The following is a 15,137-nucleotide window of genomic DNA, read 5'->3' as shown; positions in this document are numbered from 1 at the left end:
TGTCACCCGTCCGGCGCCGTCTTGCGCAGCCCCCTGTCCCAGATCCGCTGCAGGGCTTCCTGCCGCCCATCCTTCACGGGCTTCCCGTGCACAATCCGGGGCCGTAGCAGAATGACCAGCTCCCTTTTGGTCTGGCGACGCTCCTCGTGACGAAAGAGGGCGCCCAGCAAGGGAATGCTGCCGAGGACCGGGACCCGGGTCTGGGAATCGGTATTGGAATCCGACATCAGTCCGCCGATGACCACGATCTCCCCGTCACGCGCCCGGACAATGGAATCGGATTCACGCACGTCACTGCGCGCCAGCGGGAACTGGAATACCTGCTCATTACTGAACTGGAACTGCTTCTGCTGTGAGGTGACCTCGGTAACCGACGGATGGACATGAAGCGTAACCATGCCGTTCTTGCTGATCTGCGGTGTCACATCCAGGGCGATCCCGTCGAAAAACGGGGTCAGCTCCACGTCGAAATTCTGCTGCTGGGTCGTCACCCCCGTGGTGGCGGTATTCTGCAGCTCCACGTCGGTCAGGAAGAACTCGTCCACACCGACCTTAATTACGGCTTTCTGATTATTGACCGTCGCCACCCGGGGACTGGACAGTACATTGACATCCCCCTGCGTTTCCAGCAAGGACAGCACCGCGGAGAAGTTGTCCAGGGAGAAGGCGGCGGAGAAGAAGCCGTCCGGGTTAATGCCCTGGAGCTGCGGCAACAGCGCCGGGGGGCTGGCCCCCTGCTCCAGCGCCTCGCCCACGGTCGCGCCGCCACTGCTGGTGCTGCCCAGCCGGGTGGCGAGGCGCCCCTCTCCGGAGGAGCCGAGGGTGGCCCAGTTGATTCCGCTCTCATGGGCCTTGTTCAGCTGCACCTCGAGCACCTTGGCCTCAATGATCACCTGCCGGTGGCTACCGCCTTCCACGGCCTCCAGGTAATCCGCCACCTGGTGCAGCGTATTGGGCATGGCCCGGACCAGCACCACCCCCGCGCCCGGGTGCATCACCAAGCGGTCCTTCTCCGAGGGGCCGCCTTCCAGGATGGCCTCCAGTCCGCTTCGCAGCTGGTCCCAGAAATCCGCGGAGGAGGAGGTCTTGATCTCGCTTCCGATCACGCCGTCCCCGGTATTTCCCCCGCTCTGGGCATTGCCCATGGCGCCCGACTGGGTCACCTGCCCGGAGCTGATCTGGGTCTGGCTGGAGCCCTTGCGCGATACGTTCAGGTAATTGATCCGGAAGGTCCGGGTCTGGAGCGCCGCAGGACGGATCAGGAACCGGTTGCCGATCTGCTCGACACCGTATCCGTAGGTCCGGGACAGGAAATCCAGGGCCTCGGCAACGGTCACGCTGCGCAGATTGAGGGTAACTTCCCCGCTCACCTCGGGATTGATGACGACGCTGTGCTGCGTGCCCTCCACCAGCCCCAGTAGGACCTCCCGCACCGGAACCTTGCGGGCGGAAACGTCGAAGCGCTCCGCTTCCCCGCGCTCTTCCCCGGGCGGCGGGGCGGCCTCAAGCGGGGGCATGGACGCCGAATCCAGGGATGCGTGCTCGGATTCCTCGCGGGAGGAATCGGCGGCGTCCTTCTGCTTGTCCGCCTCCGGAGACGACAGGGCCGGTGTACTATCCCGGGGAGGAGCATCCTTCGTCGCGCAGCCGGTCGCCAGGAATGCGGCGGCCAAGGCGGCCCAAAAATGGCGAGTCAATTACTCGGAACCTTTTCCATGCTGGACGTGGGTGCCAATCGCAGAGTCCGGGTGCCCCCCTCCCCCGAGAGCACGACCCGATCCTGCAAGATGTTCTGTACGGTATAGCCGCCGATCCGCTCCCCCACCCGGACACTCCGCCCGCTGATGATGGCCAGCCGCCGACTCGGACCCTGCAGCAGCGTCTGGAGGACGAGGCGCTCGGCCTCCCCCCCTCCCGAGCCACGGTCCCCGCCCGGCGCTGCCACCTCGGGCGGGCGGGTGGGATCGGCCACCCTCCCGCCCCCTGCCTGGACCGGCGGAAACTGCGTCACGCCCGCCAGCATCAGCACGGGAAGGAACAGACCCGCTCCCACCGCTATGGAAAGCTCCCGAAGGCTACGCGCCATCACCCTTCCCCGTTGCATCGAGCAGGAAGGTATGGGCGGTCAGCGACACCCGGGCCCGGGGATAGGACAGGACCTCGTAGCCGAGCTCGGTGATCTGGACCGCCCAGGGCAGCCCCTCCACCGTGTCCAGGAAGCCTAGGGTGCTCGGGTAGTCCGTCTCCACCACCACCTCGACCCCCTTCCGGGCCAGGGGAACGGATGCGGGGTTCGCGGCGTCGGGACCGTTCAGGGCCACGGGCTGCCGCTGCAGCCCGCTGATCTTCTTGACCGTGATATCCCCTGCATTGCGGGCGAGAAGCAGGTCCTCGAAGAACCGCATCAAGCGCTCCGGGCGGATGAACTCGCCGACCCGGGCGCGCAGGGCGCGGCGCTCTTCACGGAGCGCTCCACGCAGATCCGCCCGTCGCCCTTTCACCCGCGCCGTTTCCTCCCGTAAATTCACCGTATCCAGACGGGATGCTTCGTGGCGAAGGCGCTTGACTTCGCCCCGTACCGTATCCGCCCGCTCCTGGAGCCGTTCCAGCTCTGCCAGGGCCGGGGCTATGGCGAGGCGGTAGGCGCTGAACCCCAGCACCGCTGTCACCGCGGCGAAAACCAGCACCCGTTCCCGGAGGGTACGCGCATCCAGCCGGGCCTCCAGCCTTGCCCACCAGTCCTTCACCGAGCGGCCTCCCGGGCGTCATCGAGCTTGAACCGGGTGCGGCTGCTGAACCGGAGCAGGCCATCCGTTCTCTCCTCCGGCGCCTCGGCGGAGAGGTCCTCGAAGAATCCCTTGCGGAAAACCGTCTGGTCGGCCACCGCCTGCAGGTAACGGGGAATGGATTCCGGTATGCGGGCGCGACCTTCCAGCTCCACCGCCACCTCGTCCACGCCGGTGAGCGCGAACCGGGTCAGCCAGATGTCGGGCATCCCCGCTCGGGCCCGCCCCAGCGCCCGAACCAGCTCAGCCTTGCTCCCGGCCGCCGTCAGACGTCGTTCCATGGCCTTCCGGGCCCGGCGAAGGGTCCCGGTGCGGTCCTTGAGCTCCGTCACCTCCTTGCGCAGCCGGGAAAGCTCCCCGCGGCGGCTCTCGTGGGCCTGTCGAAGCCCATTGAGGTGCGTCTGCACCCGTTGCCGCTCCTGACGGGCGTCTTCAAGCCTTGCCGCGGCGCCCTCCTGCCGGTATTCCAGCGCGGCCAGCCCTATACCCAGCACTGCACCGGCAGCCAGGAGCGCCAGCGCCATGAACCGGGCCGGAAAGGGCGTCGGCTTCGGCCACAGCTCCGGACGATTGAGGTTGATCTGCTGCATCAGCCGCCCCCCGCGTCCATGAGCCGCAGGCCGGCACCGATGGCGTAGACGGCTTCCTGAAGGAGCTCCTGGTCGACCCCGGCCTCGCTACGGAGCAGCTCCGTGGTTTCCAGGTGACTCAACGGGTCGAACTGCCGGAAATCCAGGCCCAGCGCCCCTGCCAGGTACTCCTCCAGTCCGTTCACTCGGCTGCCCGTGCCGGCAATGTGCACCTTGCGGATGGCGGCCTGACGGAAGCGGGAATCGTAATAGTCCAGCGACCGCTGGACCTCCAGCGCCAGGCGCTCCGCGTAGTCGGTCAGGGCCGCGTGCAGGGGATCGGCCTGCTGTACGGAAGGCTCCGCTTCGAGCTCGAGACCACCCTCCTCAGGGCCCTGGTACGCCCCGGGGGTCATCCCCCGCTTTCCGGGCGCCTCCGGCATTCCCGCCAGGCCATGCGATGCGGCCAGTTGGCGCGCCTCGTCCCCCTCCACGTCCAGCCGCCGGGCGACCTCCTCGATCTCCTCGCCGATATCCACGGCGAGCTGCCGGCTGAAGATCAGCTCCCCTCCGCGGCTGATGCTGATCAGGGGGTTTTCCGTATCCAGTACCAGCAGGCAGGTTCCGGAGGCGTCCTGATCGGGCAGCAGCAATCCCAGATTGCGGTGCGCCATATCCGGGATATCCACCACCCGCAGGTCCAGCCCGGCATCACGGCCGGCCTGCACCCGCTCTTTCACGGTCCTACGTTGGGCGGCCACCACGAACAGGGGCGGACCCTCGCCGGGCAGATCCAGCTCCGGAATGGGCAGGACGTCGAGGACGGCATCCTCCACGGGAAAGTCCAGCAGGTCGCGCACTCGCCATTGCATGGCGGCCCGCAGGTCCTCGCCTTCCACCCCGCCGGGGGACTCCGTCAGGATCAGGCTGAATTGCGGCCGGTACAGCAGGGTGGCGGCCGGACAGCCCTCGAGCCCCCGTTCCTCCACCTCCCGGCCCAACCGCTCGGCAAGGGGTTCGGGATCGCTCTGCTCGTGGTCCGCAAGGGGGATTCGGGTAAGCGCGCTCAGACAGGGAACGGTGGCGCCCTTCCGGAGCAGGGCGAGTATCAGCGCACCTTCGCGTACATCCACCACCGCCAGGGAGGATTCGCCGTAGCGCTTTTTGTTAAACAGCGGCAGTTTCAGAACCTGATCCCTGATTTGCAGTCATTTTCGCAGGAAACATCTCGCGGAATGGTGTGTCCCCGGGATGTACACCGCCGGGAAGCGAAGGGCGATTCCTCCCGAACCCCAGGCATCCGGGGCTCATCCTATAGGAAAACCGCCAATCGGTCTAAGGGAGCACCCCTAGGGAAATATCTCCTGCCAGTAGAGGATGCGGTCATCCCCACGGTAGCGGCCAAATACCGCGCGGGCCTCCGGATCATCCGAGTGGCTGCCGTCGTTGTCCCAGTCGCCGCGCAGCCAGGGATGCGCACCCAGTTCCACCCGGACCTCCGCGTACCCCGTACTCCCCGCGCCGGGCGCCAGCAGGGTAAGAATGCCGTTGCCGCCGTCGATTCCGGTGACGGCTGTCCCCTCGGTTTGCCCGCCACTGCCCCCACGGAGACCCACCGCCTGGTCCGCGTTGACCCACCCGCCCCCGTCGGACAGCCGGATCCGTCCCGTCCCGGACTGCCCGCTGCGGCTGAGCGGCGTGCAGCCGTCCTGCACGTTCCGCTCGAAATGGGTGCCGGTGAAGTACTGGGCAAGAACGGGAACCTCCAGGTTCTCGGTTTCCGGCCCGTGGGCATTCTGGATGTACAGGCGCCCGTAACGCAGCTCCGTCCGATCCACCAGGGCGTGGTCGTCGCCCCCGTCCCCGTCCAGATCGAGGTCGTAGGACTGCAGGGTCACCCCGTCCTCGTCCCGGGGGGCAATGCCCACCCGGAAGGGCGCATAGGGGCCCTCGGGGCCGTCCCGGACCAGCGACAGACGAAGCGAAACCTCCGCGCTTCCCGGTCCGGTGCCGGTTACCGGGTCCGCCCAGGCGGAGAAAGCGGCATTGGCCACGGAAAGCGATCCGGTCAGCGTGCGGTTTCCGTCGGTAGCCCCCGGGCTCAGCTCCGCGGCCGAATCCAGGCGGGCATAGTCGCCCCGGAAATTGGCCGTGGGGGTCGCGTGCCGGTTTTCCGCGGTCAGGGTGAACCGCATGTCGAAGGGCTCGCCGATATAGGTGAACGGGTCCGCGCATCCCGTAAGGTCGGCGCGGTTCGTCAGGCCGGGCGCGGACAGGCGGAAATGGTGGGGAATGAAACGGCCCACCTGCCGGGCCCGCCCGGCGATCCCGCCCGCCCCCAGGTAATCCCCGTCCATGAGCGATGCCGCCAGCTCCACATAGCCCACCTCGCTCCATTCCACGTCCGAACGGCTGACCCCGCCGCTGGCGCCCGCGGGCGAAAAATCGAAGGCCGCATTGACCAGATCGCCGTTCTCTCCCGAGGCCGGCGCGACGACGGCGGGAGCCAGCTCCACGGTTTCCGGATTGGTCTCGTTGCCGAAGTTCGGCGTGGTGGCGTTGTCCGCGAGATCGGCCCCGGAATCCGGAGCCCCGTTGCCGTCCGCGTCATCGGCGGCCTGCCAGACCACCGCGCGGACCCCGGCGGTGAAGGGCTGACCCGCAGCGGCCAGTACCGCCCCGGAGGGCCCCGTCTCCGCGGTATCCGCGGGCACCTGCACATCGAACCCGAACGGCCGCCAGACGAAGGCGTCGGAGCCGCCGATCACCTCGCTCCCGCTGCCGGCGGGCGGCTCACCGATGCCGGTCTCGTCCTTGACACGGATACGGATGGAGCCGGCATCCGGATAGTTCACGCGCACCTGCGCCCGACCATCCGTGAAACGCACGGTCCGGTCCCCGGCCGCCGCTTCGCTGTCCGGAATCGCCGTACCGTCCACGGTCACCGATTCGATCCCCGAAGCGGGGTTCTCGTGCACGGTCCAGAAGCGAAGCTCCTGGTCGCCGCTGTACTCCTCGATCACCCCGCACCCGGGATCGGAGGGGATCTCGCCGGCGGCGGTCAAGGTCAGATCGAAGGCCCGACCGGCCACCTGGTCGGGAAGAGGGTCCGGGGTAACCAGGAACCCGTAGGGCCGGAAAACCATATCCCCCGAATCATCGACGTCGCTGACCGTGCCGTCGGCTGCGTCGATGTTCAGGCGCTCCCGGTGGGTGTTGCGGAGCGCCAGGGTCACCTCGCCCCCGTCCGCCGCGGCGAAAGTGTAGGTGGCGGTGCCGTCATCGGCGCTCGGATCCGAGAGGGTGCCATTACCGGATTGGAGGGTCCACGTGCCGTTACCGGTGGAGGTGGACAGCGTAACGGTTCCGGTATAATCGGGAACCGGCGTGCCGGAGCTGCCCACGGCGGCAAGGGTCACGGTCTCCGGCAGGCAATTGATGCCCGCGCCATCGTGGTCGATCCGGAACTGATCCAGGGTGATGTTGCAATCGCGGCTACGGCCCATGAGATCCCGGATCTGCTGCTCCGTCAGCTGGCCGCTGAAGATATAGGCCTCGTCCAGCAGGCCCCTTGCCGAATTGCCCAGCCAGCGGGCGTCTCCCAAAAAGAGCTCGGCAACATCGGCCAACCTCGTGCCGCCCCGGGACCAGGTCTGACTGGCAATACGGTCGCCGTCCTTGTAGATCGCCAGCTCCTGGAAATTGGGACTGACCCGCCAGGTCAGTGCCAGGTGCACCCAGGTCCCGGCCAGTCCGGAGAAAGCGCCGGAGGTGACCGCATAGGCGCTGCCTGCTTCGTCCGCCAGGGTGAATTCCAGGGCCCCGCTGCCGTCCAGGCGGAAGTGGAAGGGGATATCCACGCTCAAGGCGCCCCAGGAAGATCCGTCCACCAGCCAGTTTCCGCCACCGGCATCCCAATCCCGGTTCGCCTTGTACCAGAAAGCGATGGTCCCCTGGCTGCCGATTTCCCCGTCCACGTCCAGTCCGGTATCCACGGCGTTGCGCGGCAGCAAAAGATCAAGGGGAAACCGACCGGCCCGGCACCCTGCCTTGGCGTCCGCCACGGTATCCGCCAGGCCGCTTGCGGTACCGTGGTTCCCGGAGCTGCTGCTGTCCCGGACCTCTCCGGTAGTGCCGTCCCACTCGGCTTCCTCCATGGCGTAGTACGCCACCGCCTCGGCGGGATCCGGGGACTGCGGCTCGGTGTTGGTCTCCCCCTGGGTTTCCTCGGTGGTCTCCTCCCAGGGACCATCGCCGTCCGTACGCCGGGAGATATCCTTCACGTTGGTGCTGCCGTGCTCGAAATCGGCGCCGCAGGCGCCGGAGACCTGCCAGTACCGTTCGCACTTGTTGCCTGACAGATCCTTGCAGTACCGCAGGTAATCCAATACCCGGTCGGAGCCATCGAGCAGCACCACCTCGCCGTAGGTGGAGTTGGGCGTCGGATTGGGGAAGGGGTATACGAGCCAGGTTTGTGCGTAATAGGGGCTGAAGAACGTGTCCTGGAAGGAGCCATCCGGATGGACAGTGAAGGCGCCGTTGCCCAGCGGGACGCAATCGGGGCCCACGTTCTTGGAGACATAGCATGCCCGCCAGCCGCTTACCGAAACGTCGTTCTCGAGGATCTCCAGCTCGACGAACTCGACGCTCGCCCCCGAGAAGGTGATCTCGTTGATGTTCGCCTGGCTTCTCACGGCGGAAGGGGCGCACTGCAAGGGCCCGGATGCCGGTGCCCCGGGCACGGTGCCGGCCCATAGCAGAGCAAGTGCCAGGCAGGCCAGACGGAATCCGGCTCCAGGGCCGCTCCGGGTCCCGCGGCCAAGCGCATCAACAAGGTGACCCATGCCTACCCATCCTCCTGGAAGCGCACTTCCACCTGCCGCCGGGTGGTCTCCGTTCTCCCCGGATAGCAGAGCCCTTCGGCGCGGAACCGATACAGCGGACCGAACCGCTCGGGCGGATTCGTCCCCGGAAGGACTCGCGAGCTTCCGCAACCACGCAGCCCGCCGGGCGGCGTGGCGGCGAAGAGCCCGCCCCCCGGAAGGCTGCTCGGCCCCCCGCTGGGATTCAGACTGTGGTAAAGCCCCCACTGCACGGCGGTCTCGGCGGCGAGAAACGCCTGCAGGGAGGCCATCTCCCGGCCTACGCTCGCCTGCTCCGTGACCGTCAGCCGCACCAGGGCGCTCCCCAGCAGCCCGAGCACGACGATGACGAACACCGCGGCGACGAGCCCCACGCCGGATTCCGAGTGGGTGCGGGAATCAGGGGACATTCTTTATGTGCACCTCCTGGAGGAAATCCACGGACTCGTCCGCGCTCCCCAGGCGGAGATAGAAGCGCACGAGGGCTTTGCGGCTCTGGTGGCCCTGCTGGTATTCGAACTCCAGGGCATCCACCCGGTTGACCAGAACAGGCGCGCCCGTGCCATTGCAGAAATCCGCCGGATCGATGGATCCGTCGCCGATGGCCGCCAGCTGACGCTCGTGCAGGGCGAGCAGCTCGCCCCGCTTGCAGAAGGCCAGCACGGAGCGCGCGGCGAAGATACGCCGGTTGGGCGAGCCGCGCTCGAAGTATTGCCCGGTCTCCAGGGCGATGGTCCGGGTGTCGTACCCGGTATTGCCGTTCACGTTGGGATCGGCCAGACGGGCCCGGGCACCGCTCCCCGGCAGGGCGCCGAAGAGGTCGTCCGGTCCCATGGGATAGACGAACAGCTGATACTCGGCGCCGCTCCCGGGGCTCTCGAGCCCTTTCAGGCCATAGGCTTGGAAGGTATCCCCCGCATGGCCGGCGCCGAATTCAAGCCGGGAGTCCGACGGCCCGGTCACCCGGTAGCGTCCGCCCATGGCCCCCCGGATCAGTAGCAGCCCGCTCCCCGCCCCTTCCCCGGCGTCGAAGGGGGTGACCGAATTGGGCACCGCCCCGCGGATCTCCCGGGTGATCCGCTCCACGGCGACCCGGCCGTGCCCGGCGAGGAGCTGCCGCTCGGCCCCGGAGGTATAGCCTCCGGCGAAATTGCCGATGATGGCGCTCCCGATGCCGCCCAGGATGCCCACCAGGAGGATCACCACCACCAGCTCCATGAGGGAGAATCCGGGCGAATCAGCCCGGTTGGTGCGGCCGGCACCCGGCATCAGAAGTTGAGCCGGAAGGTGGTGAAGGTCATGCCGCAGGCCCTCGGGTCGGAGCAGGAGGACACGGGGGTCCGGACGTGGACATCGACACGCTTGGCGTCCGCCGCCGGGACCCCGTTCAATGCATCGTCGAAGGCCACGTCCACGGCCACGCAGTAGCCCCGATAGCGGTCGGACCGGTCCTGGCCGGAGGATTCCCGGAGGGGGTAGGTGTATCCGCAGGCGGTCCCCTCCGCCAGGTCATCGAAGTCGTCCACGTCGTCCAGCAGGCTCCGCTGGCCGTCCGCGTGGGATTCCCCGCCATCGGGCATGCAGCCACCGCCGGCTGTGCAGGCCGCGTCCGGCCCCCCGGGGCAGTTGGTGGAGCCGCCGGAGTCCACGCAGCCGCTGCGGGAAGCGAGCCGCTCGTCCCAGCGAACCGCGCGGATTTCGTCCAGGTAGCTCTGGGCCAGCTCCACGGCCCGGATGCGCAGCTGCGGTCCGGGGCTGTTGCGGCTGGCGGAGCCGATCAGGCCGAGAACGGCGGTCACGCCGACGCCGATGACCACGATGGCCACCACCAGCTCGACGAGGGTAAGGCCCCGTGGGGAGACTGCGCTGGAAGAGCGGCCCGCTTCAGGGCGCATAAGCGAACCCCGTTTCCCCCACCAGGCGCACGATCCGTCCACTGCCCACGGTGAGGTCGGGATCATCGTCGCGGGGGCTCCCGGCGCTGTCCACCAGGCGGCCCAGGCTGTTGAAATGGAAGGTGGCGCTGGTGATCGGCACCCCGATAGTCCAGCGGTTAGCGGCGCGCTGGGGAAGCCGCACCGGCCGCCAGCTCCCGCCCGCTCCGCCGCACGTGGTGCCCCGCGTCAGGGCGGTATCGCAGTATTCGAGACGGACCGACTGGCCCGCGGTCTCCACCCGGATGCGCCGTAAACGTGACATGGCCTGCTGCTGGGCGAACCGCAGGGCGCCCAGGGTCTGATCCACACCCGCCCTGGCGGCGTAGTCACCGGAATCGAAGAAGCGCGGCAGACCGACGGCAGCCAGCACGCCCAGAATAACGATCACCGTCACCAGCTCGATCACCGTATAACCGCGCGGGCTGGGGAATGCACCCCGGTCGCGCACGGGAGCGCCCAATTTCGTGGATCGGGTCTTCGGCGGGGGAAACGGCGGCAAAACGCCCCGGACGGGGATGAACCGACCGGGGCGTGCGCGGGGGATCACGGAAACGCCTCCCTACCAGAGGTTGGGGGTTTGCCCGTCGCCATCCTGATTGGCCCGGATACCGCGTCCATCCAGGACGTAGAAGACCGCCTCCAGGTTGGAATTCGCATTGTCCCCCGGATAGTAGGCCCACCGGGATGCGTTGCCGCCCGTCTGTCCGACGCGCTGGCGGGCGTCATTGGCGGACCGGACCACCAGCTCGTCCGGCCGGGAACCGGCGTTCGCCATGTCGGGAAGCTGCACCGGCGGGAGCTGGGTGGCCCCGCCCGAGGCCGAGCTCTGGTAGATGCGGAGCCCGTCCAGCTTGGGGTATCCGGGCCTGTCCAGCTCGTTGGCGCGCAGCTCGGCGGCGGTGGGCCAGTCGGGATTGGTGCCGGTTGCCCCGGTGTTGTTGCCGTTGGCGATGATCTTGCCGTGTGCCAGGGCGATGCCGCCCCGGATGGCGCCGAGGTTGCCCTTGGTGGCGGCGATCCTGGCCTCGTTCTGCATGCCCAGGAACCGCGGCAGGGCGATGGCGGCCAGGATGCCAACGATCACGATGACCACCACCAGCTCGATGAGGGTGAAGCCCCGGGGCGATGGGGGCCGGACGCAGCTCAAATGGTCAGCCACGTTCACAGGTCGTTGGAGACAGTGCCATTGTTATGATTATAGGTAATTTCTGGGTTCCCGCCGCCCTTCTGGTACTTATAGGTACACTGAGAGCCGCTGTGGCTCGCCGAGTAATCGGCATCGGTACCCGACAGAGAAGGAGGGTTCTGCATGACCTGATTCCAGACGGAGACACAGCCCGGCCCACCTGCCGTACCGCCCGCCCCGGCTATGGGCCACCCCTTGTCATTGACCGCAACAGATGCGTTGCTATCGAGCTGGATGTCCTTGTTGTTACCCGAGCTGGGCAGGCCCACGACCAACGCCTTGGAATGAGCCAGGCTCACCCCACCCTGCAGTCCTCCGGTGGCCCCCTTGACCGCCGCCTGGTGGGCGTCGTCCTGCATGTTGACGAAACGCGGCAAGGCGGTTGCCGCCAATATTCCCAGAATGGTGATTACCACCACCAGCTCGATGAGCGTGAAGCCCGCTTCCCCTCGCCCGGACATGCGTCAACCTCGGTTTCAGAGTGTATGGGACGGGAAGTCTATGCGGGTTCTGCGTAGGCTGACAAGGCCTATCCCTTACCGGATCAGGGTTTTCCCGGAAAGCGGACGGGCAAGGCATTGAGGAATGCGGACTTTTCGGAATGCGCCCCATCCACCGGTGTCGGGTCCCCCTCGGGGACCGTATCCCGGCGGAAGCCTTCTCCGATCCGTTGGGCCTCGCGGAGAAAGCTTCGGGCCCGTTCCCTCCGCCCGAGCTCGAACAGCCATTGCGCCCCCTGCCGGTACAGGGAGGCCTTACCGGCGCCCGGATACCGCCAAGCCAGAGCGTCGCGGACAAGCGCCAGGGCCCGCTCCCGGTTGCCGCTGCGCCATTCCAGCCGGGCCAGAGCGTGTCGGGCCGGGAGGAACCGGGGATCCCGGCCCAGCGCTTCCCGCCAGGCCGCGCGGGCCCGGTCCCGGCGTACGGTCGGAGACTGCCAGCCGGCCGAACCCCATAGGGCGCCCCGCAGGTAGGGTGCCTGCGGACGCAGGGCATTGCGCCGTTCCGCCCGGCGCAGGTCCCGGAGTCCTTCCCGGAACAAAGAGCGCTGCTTTTCTCGGGCGAGGGTCGGCGTGCCCTTGAGGATGCGCAGGATAAGCTCGGCCTTGGCCAGATAGACGCCGTCGTAATGCGGCGCGAACCGGGTAATGGCGTTCAGGTGGCGCAGGCCGCGGGTATATTCCCCGGATGTGATCCGCTGGCGCGCGTTGGCCTGGGCGGTTTCCACCCAGACCGGGAGGAAGGTCTGGAAAGCGGCCTGAGAGGCGATCATCGCCGCCAGGCCCTGGAACAGCCAGGGCCGGACCGCGCGAGGCAGCGCGACCCGGCGCCGCTCCGTCTCCAATGCTTGTTCGGTGAGCCGGTACCAGGCCGCCAGTGCGGCTCCGAGCGCGATCAGCGTGGGGAGCAGATAGAGATGAAAGGTGATATGGGTGTGCACGGCCACCGCCAGGAGACCACCGAACCAGCCCAGGATGCCGAGCTTGCGCTCCGGCTCGACCCCGGGAGCACGCAGGGCGCGCACCGTGCGCGCCAGCACCCCGATAAGGATCAAGTAGAACAGCAAAGGGCCCGCAATGCCGGTCTCCGCCCAGAACTGCAGGGGGTCCATGTGGGCGTAGTAGCCGCCCGAGCCGTCCTCCGGGTGGCGGTATCGCGGAAAGTGGAGGAAGAAAGTGCCCAGTCCGGTACCCAGCCAAGGGTGGTCCTGGACCATGTGCCACGTGGCGGACCAGAGGTGGAGGCGGGTCCGCCAGCTTCCCTCCGCGGCGGGGTCGGAAAGGGAGCGCACCCGCTCCCCCAGGTCGCTCGGACCGGTCAGGCTCATAACCGTGAATACCGCGGAGAGGGCCAGCACCAGGACGGCCGTACGGCGGCGCCGGACCAGCGGCGTCACTCGGACGCCGACCCCCAGAAGCACGCCGGCACCTACCGCCAGCCCCACCAGGGCACCCCGGCTCCCCGTGGCCAGCACACCGGCGAACAGGATACAGGCCGCCAGCAGCGCCAGAATGCTCCGCCCCCGCCGGGCGCTCCGGAAGAAGGCCCAGAAGGCGGGCACCAGGAATAGATTCAGGAGTCCCGCCAGGGAGTTGGGATTCAGGAAGGGCCAGCGGGCCCGGCGGATCTCGGGGAAGCCGTAGTACTGGATCAGCGCCGCCAGCCCCAGGAGCAGCACGAGAACGCCCAGCAGGGACAGGGTTCCGCGCAGCACGCGGTCGGGCTCCCGGGCCAGCACCAGGAGCAGGAAGGTCACCGGCAGGGTACCGAGCCACCAGTAGTAGATGGCGCTGGTATACGGCACCGTGGACCACGTCAGGCTCACTCCCCAGAAGGCCCAGAGCAGGACCACGCCGCCGACCACCGCCGATCGGGGAACCGACCAGTGGCTCCGGAAACCGGGCCAGAGAGCCGCCAAAAGCGCCACCCAGAGCGCCGATACGGCCAGGAACAGGTACCGGTGGTCCAGACCGTTGTAGAACAGACCCGTACCCAGGCCGAAGGCCACGAGCCCGGGAATCAGCCAGGGGCCAGCCCGCGCCGGCACAGAGGGAACGGCACTCACCCCAGGGCCCGGCTCATGTCCCACATGGGGAGGAAGATGCCCAGCGCCAGGAGCAGGACCATGGCGCCGATGACGGCGATCAGCACCGGCTCGATCAGAGCGGATAGGTTGCCGATCTTGAGGTCCGCCTCGCGTTCGTAATAGGCCGCCACCTGCTCCATCATTTCATCGAGCGCACCCGTCTCCTCCCCCACTTCCAGCATCTGCAGCACGGTGGCGGGAAACACGCCGCTCCGGCGCGCCGCATTGGCCAGGCTGTCTCCCCGCTCCACCCCGTTGCGGATCTGTTCCACCACCACGCCCACATACCGGTTGCCCACTGCCCCCACCACCACGTTCAGGCCCTGCATCACGGGCACGCCACTCCGGCTGGTGATGGCGAAGGTCCGCGTGAACCGTGCCATGGACAGCTTCGTGAAGATGTCGCCGACGATGGGGAGGCGCAGCTTGAGCCTGTCCCAGCGGTAGCGTCCCCGGGCGGTGCCGATGTACCGCCGTGCCGCGAAGATCGTGCCCACCAGGACCACGAGTATCAGCCACCCGAGGCTCCGGGTGGTGGTGGAGATGGCGATCAGGATCTGCGTGGGGAGGGGAAGCGCGGCATCGAGGCCGGAGAACATGTCCACGAACTGCGGAATGACGAAGACGTTCAGGATGATGAAGGCCACGGCGATGGCGGCGACCACCATGACCGGATAACGGACGGCCTGCCTGGCGCGGTCCCGGGTATCCTTCTCCTGCTCCAGATACCCGCTCATGCGGTCGAAGACCTCTTCCAGATTGCCGCTGGACTCCCCCACTCGCACCATGTGGACGAACAGCGCGGAGAATACGTCGGGGTACAGGGCCAGACCGTCGCTGAGGGTCCGCCCGGCCTCCAGGGTCTCCCGCGCCCCCTGCAGAGCCTCCCGCAGGCGGTCGTTATCCACCGACTCCACCTGGCCGGCCAGGGCACGGATCAGGGGAACCCCGGCCCGCAGGAGGGTGGCCATCTGCCGGGAGAAGAGGATCAGCTCTTCCAGGGTAACCTTCTGTCGATTGAAGCGGCTCCACAGCTCCCGCAGTCCGGTTCCGCCATCGGCTTCATCCGTGGCCTCGGCGATCTCCAGGGGAACCCGCTGGCCGGCGGAGAGCCGTTCCGCGGCCTCCTGAGGGGAATCCGCCTCGATGGTGCCGGTTACGGTGTAGCCCTGGCCGTCCTTTGCCCGGAAGCGGTAGGTGGCCATCGGCG

Annotated in this window: 14 protein-coding genes; all 14 read right to left on the bottom strand. The window is 67.8% G+C overall.

Annotated elements, in window-relative coordinates:
- Nucleotides 1–2 precede the first annotated feature (2 nt).
- The 14 genes from mshL to ACERLL_RS15875 all read right to left on the bottom strand — a co-directional run bounded on the left by mshL (nt 3) and on the right by ACERLL_RS15875 (nt 15,132).
- A complete protein-coding gene (gene mshL / locus ACERLL_RS15940) occupies nt 3–1,697 on the bottom strand; it encodes a pilus (MSHA type) biogenesis protein MshL (protein WP_373657097.1) in 1,695 nt (564 codons plus the stop codon).
- On the bottom strand, nt 1,694–2,086 hold the full coding sequence (locus ACERLL_RS15935; RefSeq protein ID WP_373657096.1) for a hypothetical protein: 393 nt from the start codon (nt 2,084–2,086) through the stop codon (nt 1,694–1,696). The genes mshL and ACERLL_RS15935 overlap by 4 nt, the downstream gene beginning before the upstream one ends.
- Complete coding sequence (locus ACERLL_RS15930) at nt 2,076–2,747, bottom strand: hypothetical protein (protein ID WP_373657095.1); 672 nt, start codon at nt 2,745–2,747, stop codon at nt 2,076–2,078. Before ACERLL_RS15930 ends, ACERLL_RS15935 begins: the two co-directional genes overlap by 11 nt.
- Nucleotides 2,744–3,376, bottom strand: coding sequence for a hypothetical protein (locus ACERLL_RS15925; RefSeq protein WP_373657094.1), 633 nt, complete (start codon nt 3,374–3,376; stop codon nt 2,744–2,746). Before ACERLL_RS15925 ends, ACERLL_RS15930 begins: the two co-directional genes overlap by 4 nt.
- Nucleotides 3,376–4,491 carry a pilus assembly protein PilM gene (gene pilM / locus ACERLL_RS15920; protein WP_373657093.1) on the bottom strand — a complete coding sequence of 372 codons (1,116 nt, stop codon included), beginning with the start codon at nt 4,489–4,491 and terminating at the stop codon, nt 3,376–3,378. Before pilM ends, ACERLL_RS15925 begins: the two co-directional genes overlap by 1 nt.
- 213 nt (nt 4,492–4,704) lie before the next feature.
- Complete coding sequence (locus ACERLL_RS15915) at nt 4,705–8,049, bottom strand: DUF6701 domain-containing protein (RefSeq protein ID WP_373657092.1); 3,345 nt, start codon at nt 8,047–8,049, stop codon at nt 4,705–4,707.
- Nucleotides 8,050–8,201: 152 nt separating this feature from the next.
- A complete protein-coding gene (locus tag ACERLL_RS15910) occupies nt 8,202–8,627 on the bottom strand; it encodes a pilus assembly PilX N-terminal domain-containing protein (RefSeq protein WP_373657091.1) in 426 nt (141 codons plus the stop codon).
- Nucleotides 8,617–9,486, bottom strand: coding sequence for a type II secretion system protein (locus tag ACERLL_RS15905; RefSeq protein WP_373657090.1), 870 nt, complete (start codon nt 9,484–9,486; stop codon nt 8,617–8,619). Before ACERLL_RS15905 ends, ACERLL_RS15910 begins: the two co-directional genes overlap by 11 nt.
- Entirely contained in the window at nt 9,486–10,112 is a 627-nt protein-coding gene (locus ACERLL_RS15900) for a prepilin-type N-terminal cleavage/methylation domain-containing protein (RefSeq protein ID WP_373657089.1), read from the bottom strand. The genes ACERLL_RS15905 and ACERLL_RS15900 overlap by 1 nt, the downstream gene beginning before the upstream one ends.
- Nucleotides 10,102–10,602 carry a pilus assembly FimT family protein gene (locus ACERLL_RS15895; RefSeq protein ID WP_373657088.1) on the bottom strand — a complete coding sequence of 167 codons (501 nt, stop codon included), beginning with the start codon at nt 10,600–10,602 and terminating at the stop codon, nt 10,102–10,104. Before ACERLL_RS15895 ends, ACERLL_RS15900 begins: the two co-directional genes overlap by 11 nt.
- Nucleotides 10,603–10,713: 111 nt before the next feature.
- The gene (locus tag ACERLL_RS15890; protein ID WP_373657087.1) at nt 10,714–11,313 is read right to left on the bottom strand and encodes a prepilin-type N-terminal cleavage/methylation domain-containing protein; all 600 of its coding nucleotides are present in this window, start codon (nt 11,311–11,313) and stop codon (nt 10,714–10,716) included.
- Nucleotides 11,314–11,315: 2 nt separating this feature from the next.
- Nucleotides 11,316–11,801 carry a pilus assembly FimT family protein gene (locus ACERLL_RS15885; RefSeq protein ID WP_373657086.1) on the bottom strand — a complete coding sequence of 162 codons (486 nt, stop codon included), beginning with the start codon at nt 11,799–11,801 and terminating at the stop codon, nt 11,316–11,318.
- An 83-nt stretch (nt 11,802–11,884) separates the two neighbouring features.
- Nucleotides 11,885–13,906, bottom strand: coding sequence for an O-antigen ligase family protein (locus tag ACERLL_RS15880; protein ID WP_373657085.1), 2,022 nt, complete (start codon nt 13,904–13,906; stop codon nt 11,885–11,887).
- On the bottom strand, nt 13,903–15,132 hold the full coding sequence (locus ACERLL_RS15875; RefSeq protein WP_373657084.1) for a type II secretion system F family protein: 1,230 nt from the start codon (nt 15,130–15,132) through the stop codon (nt 13,903–13,905). The genes ACERLL_RS15880 and ACERLL_RS15875 overlap by 4 nt, the downstream gene beginning before the upstream one ends.
- Nucleotides 15,133–15,137: the final 5 nt, after the last annotated feature.

The sequence above is a fragment of the Thiohalorhabdus sp. Cl-TMA genome, from assembly GCF_041821045.1.
GTDB lineage: Bacteria > Pseudomonadota > Gammaproteobacteria > Thiohalorhabdales > Thiohalorhabdaceae > Thiohalorhabdus > Thiohalorhabdus methylotropha.
This window is presented reverse-complemented; position numbering and strand designations above follow the sequence as displayed.

Bases quoted from the DNA above. Each gene is read 5' to 3' on its own strand.
- ACERLL_RS15935 (WP_373657096.1), bottom strand. From the start codon at position 2,086: ATGGCGCGTAGCCTTCGGGAGCTTTCCATAGCGGTGGGAGCGGGTCTG.
- ACERLL_RS15925 (WP_373657094.1), bottom strand. From the start codon at position 3,376: ATGCAGCAGATCAACCTCAATCGTCCGGAGCTGTGGCCGAAGCCGACG.
- ACERLL_RS15910 (WP_373657091.1), bottom strand. From the start codon at position 8,627: ATGTCCCCTGATTCCCGCACCCACTCGGAATCCGGCGTGGGGCTCGTC.
- ACERLL_RS15905 (WP_373657090.1), bottom strand. From the start codon at position 9,486: ATGCCGGGTGCCGGCCGCACCAACCGGGCTGATTCGCCCGGATTCTCC.
- ACERLL_RS15900 (WP_373657089.1), bottom strand. From the start codon at position 10,112: ATGCGCCCTGAAGCGGGCCGCTCTTCCAGCGCAGTCTCCCCACGGGGC.
- ACERLL_RS15885 (WP_373657086.1), bottom strand. From the start codon at position 11,801: ATGTCCGGGCGAGGGGAAGCGGGCTTCACGCTCATCGAGCTGGTGGTG.
- ACERLL_RS15875 (WP_373657084.1), bottom strand. From the start codon at position 15,132: ATGGCCACCTACCGCTTCCGGGCAAAGGACGGCCAGGGCTACACCGTA.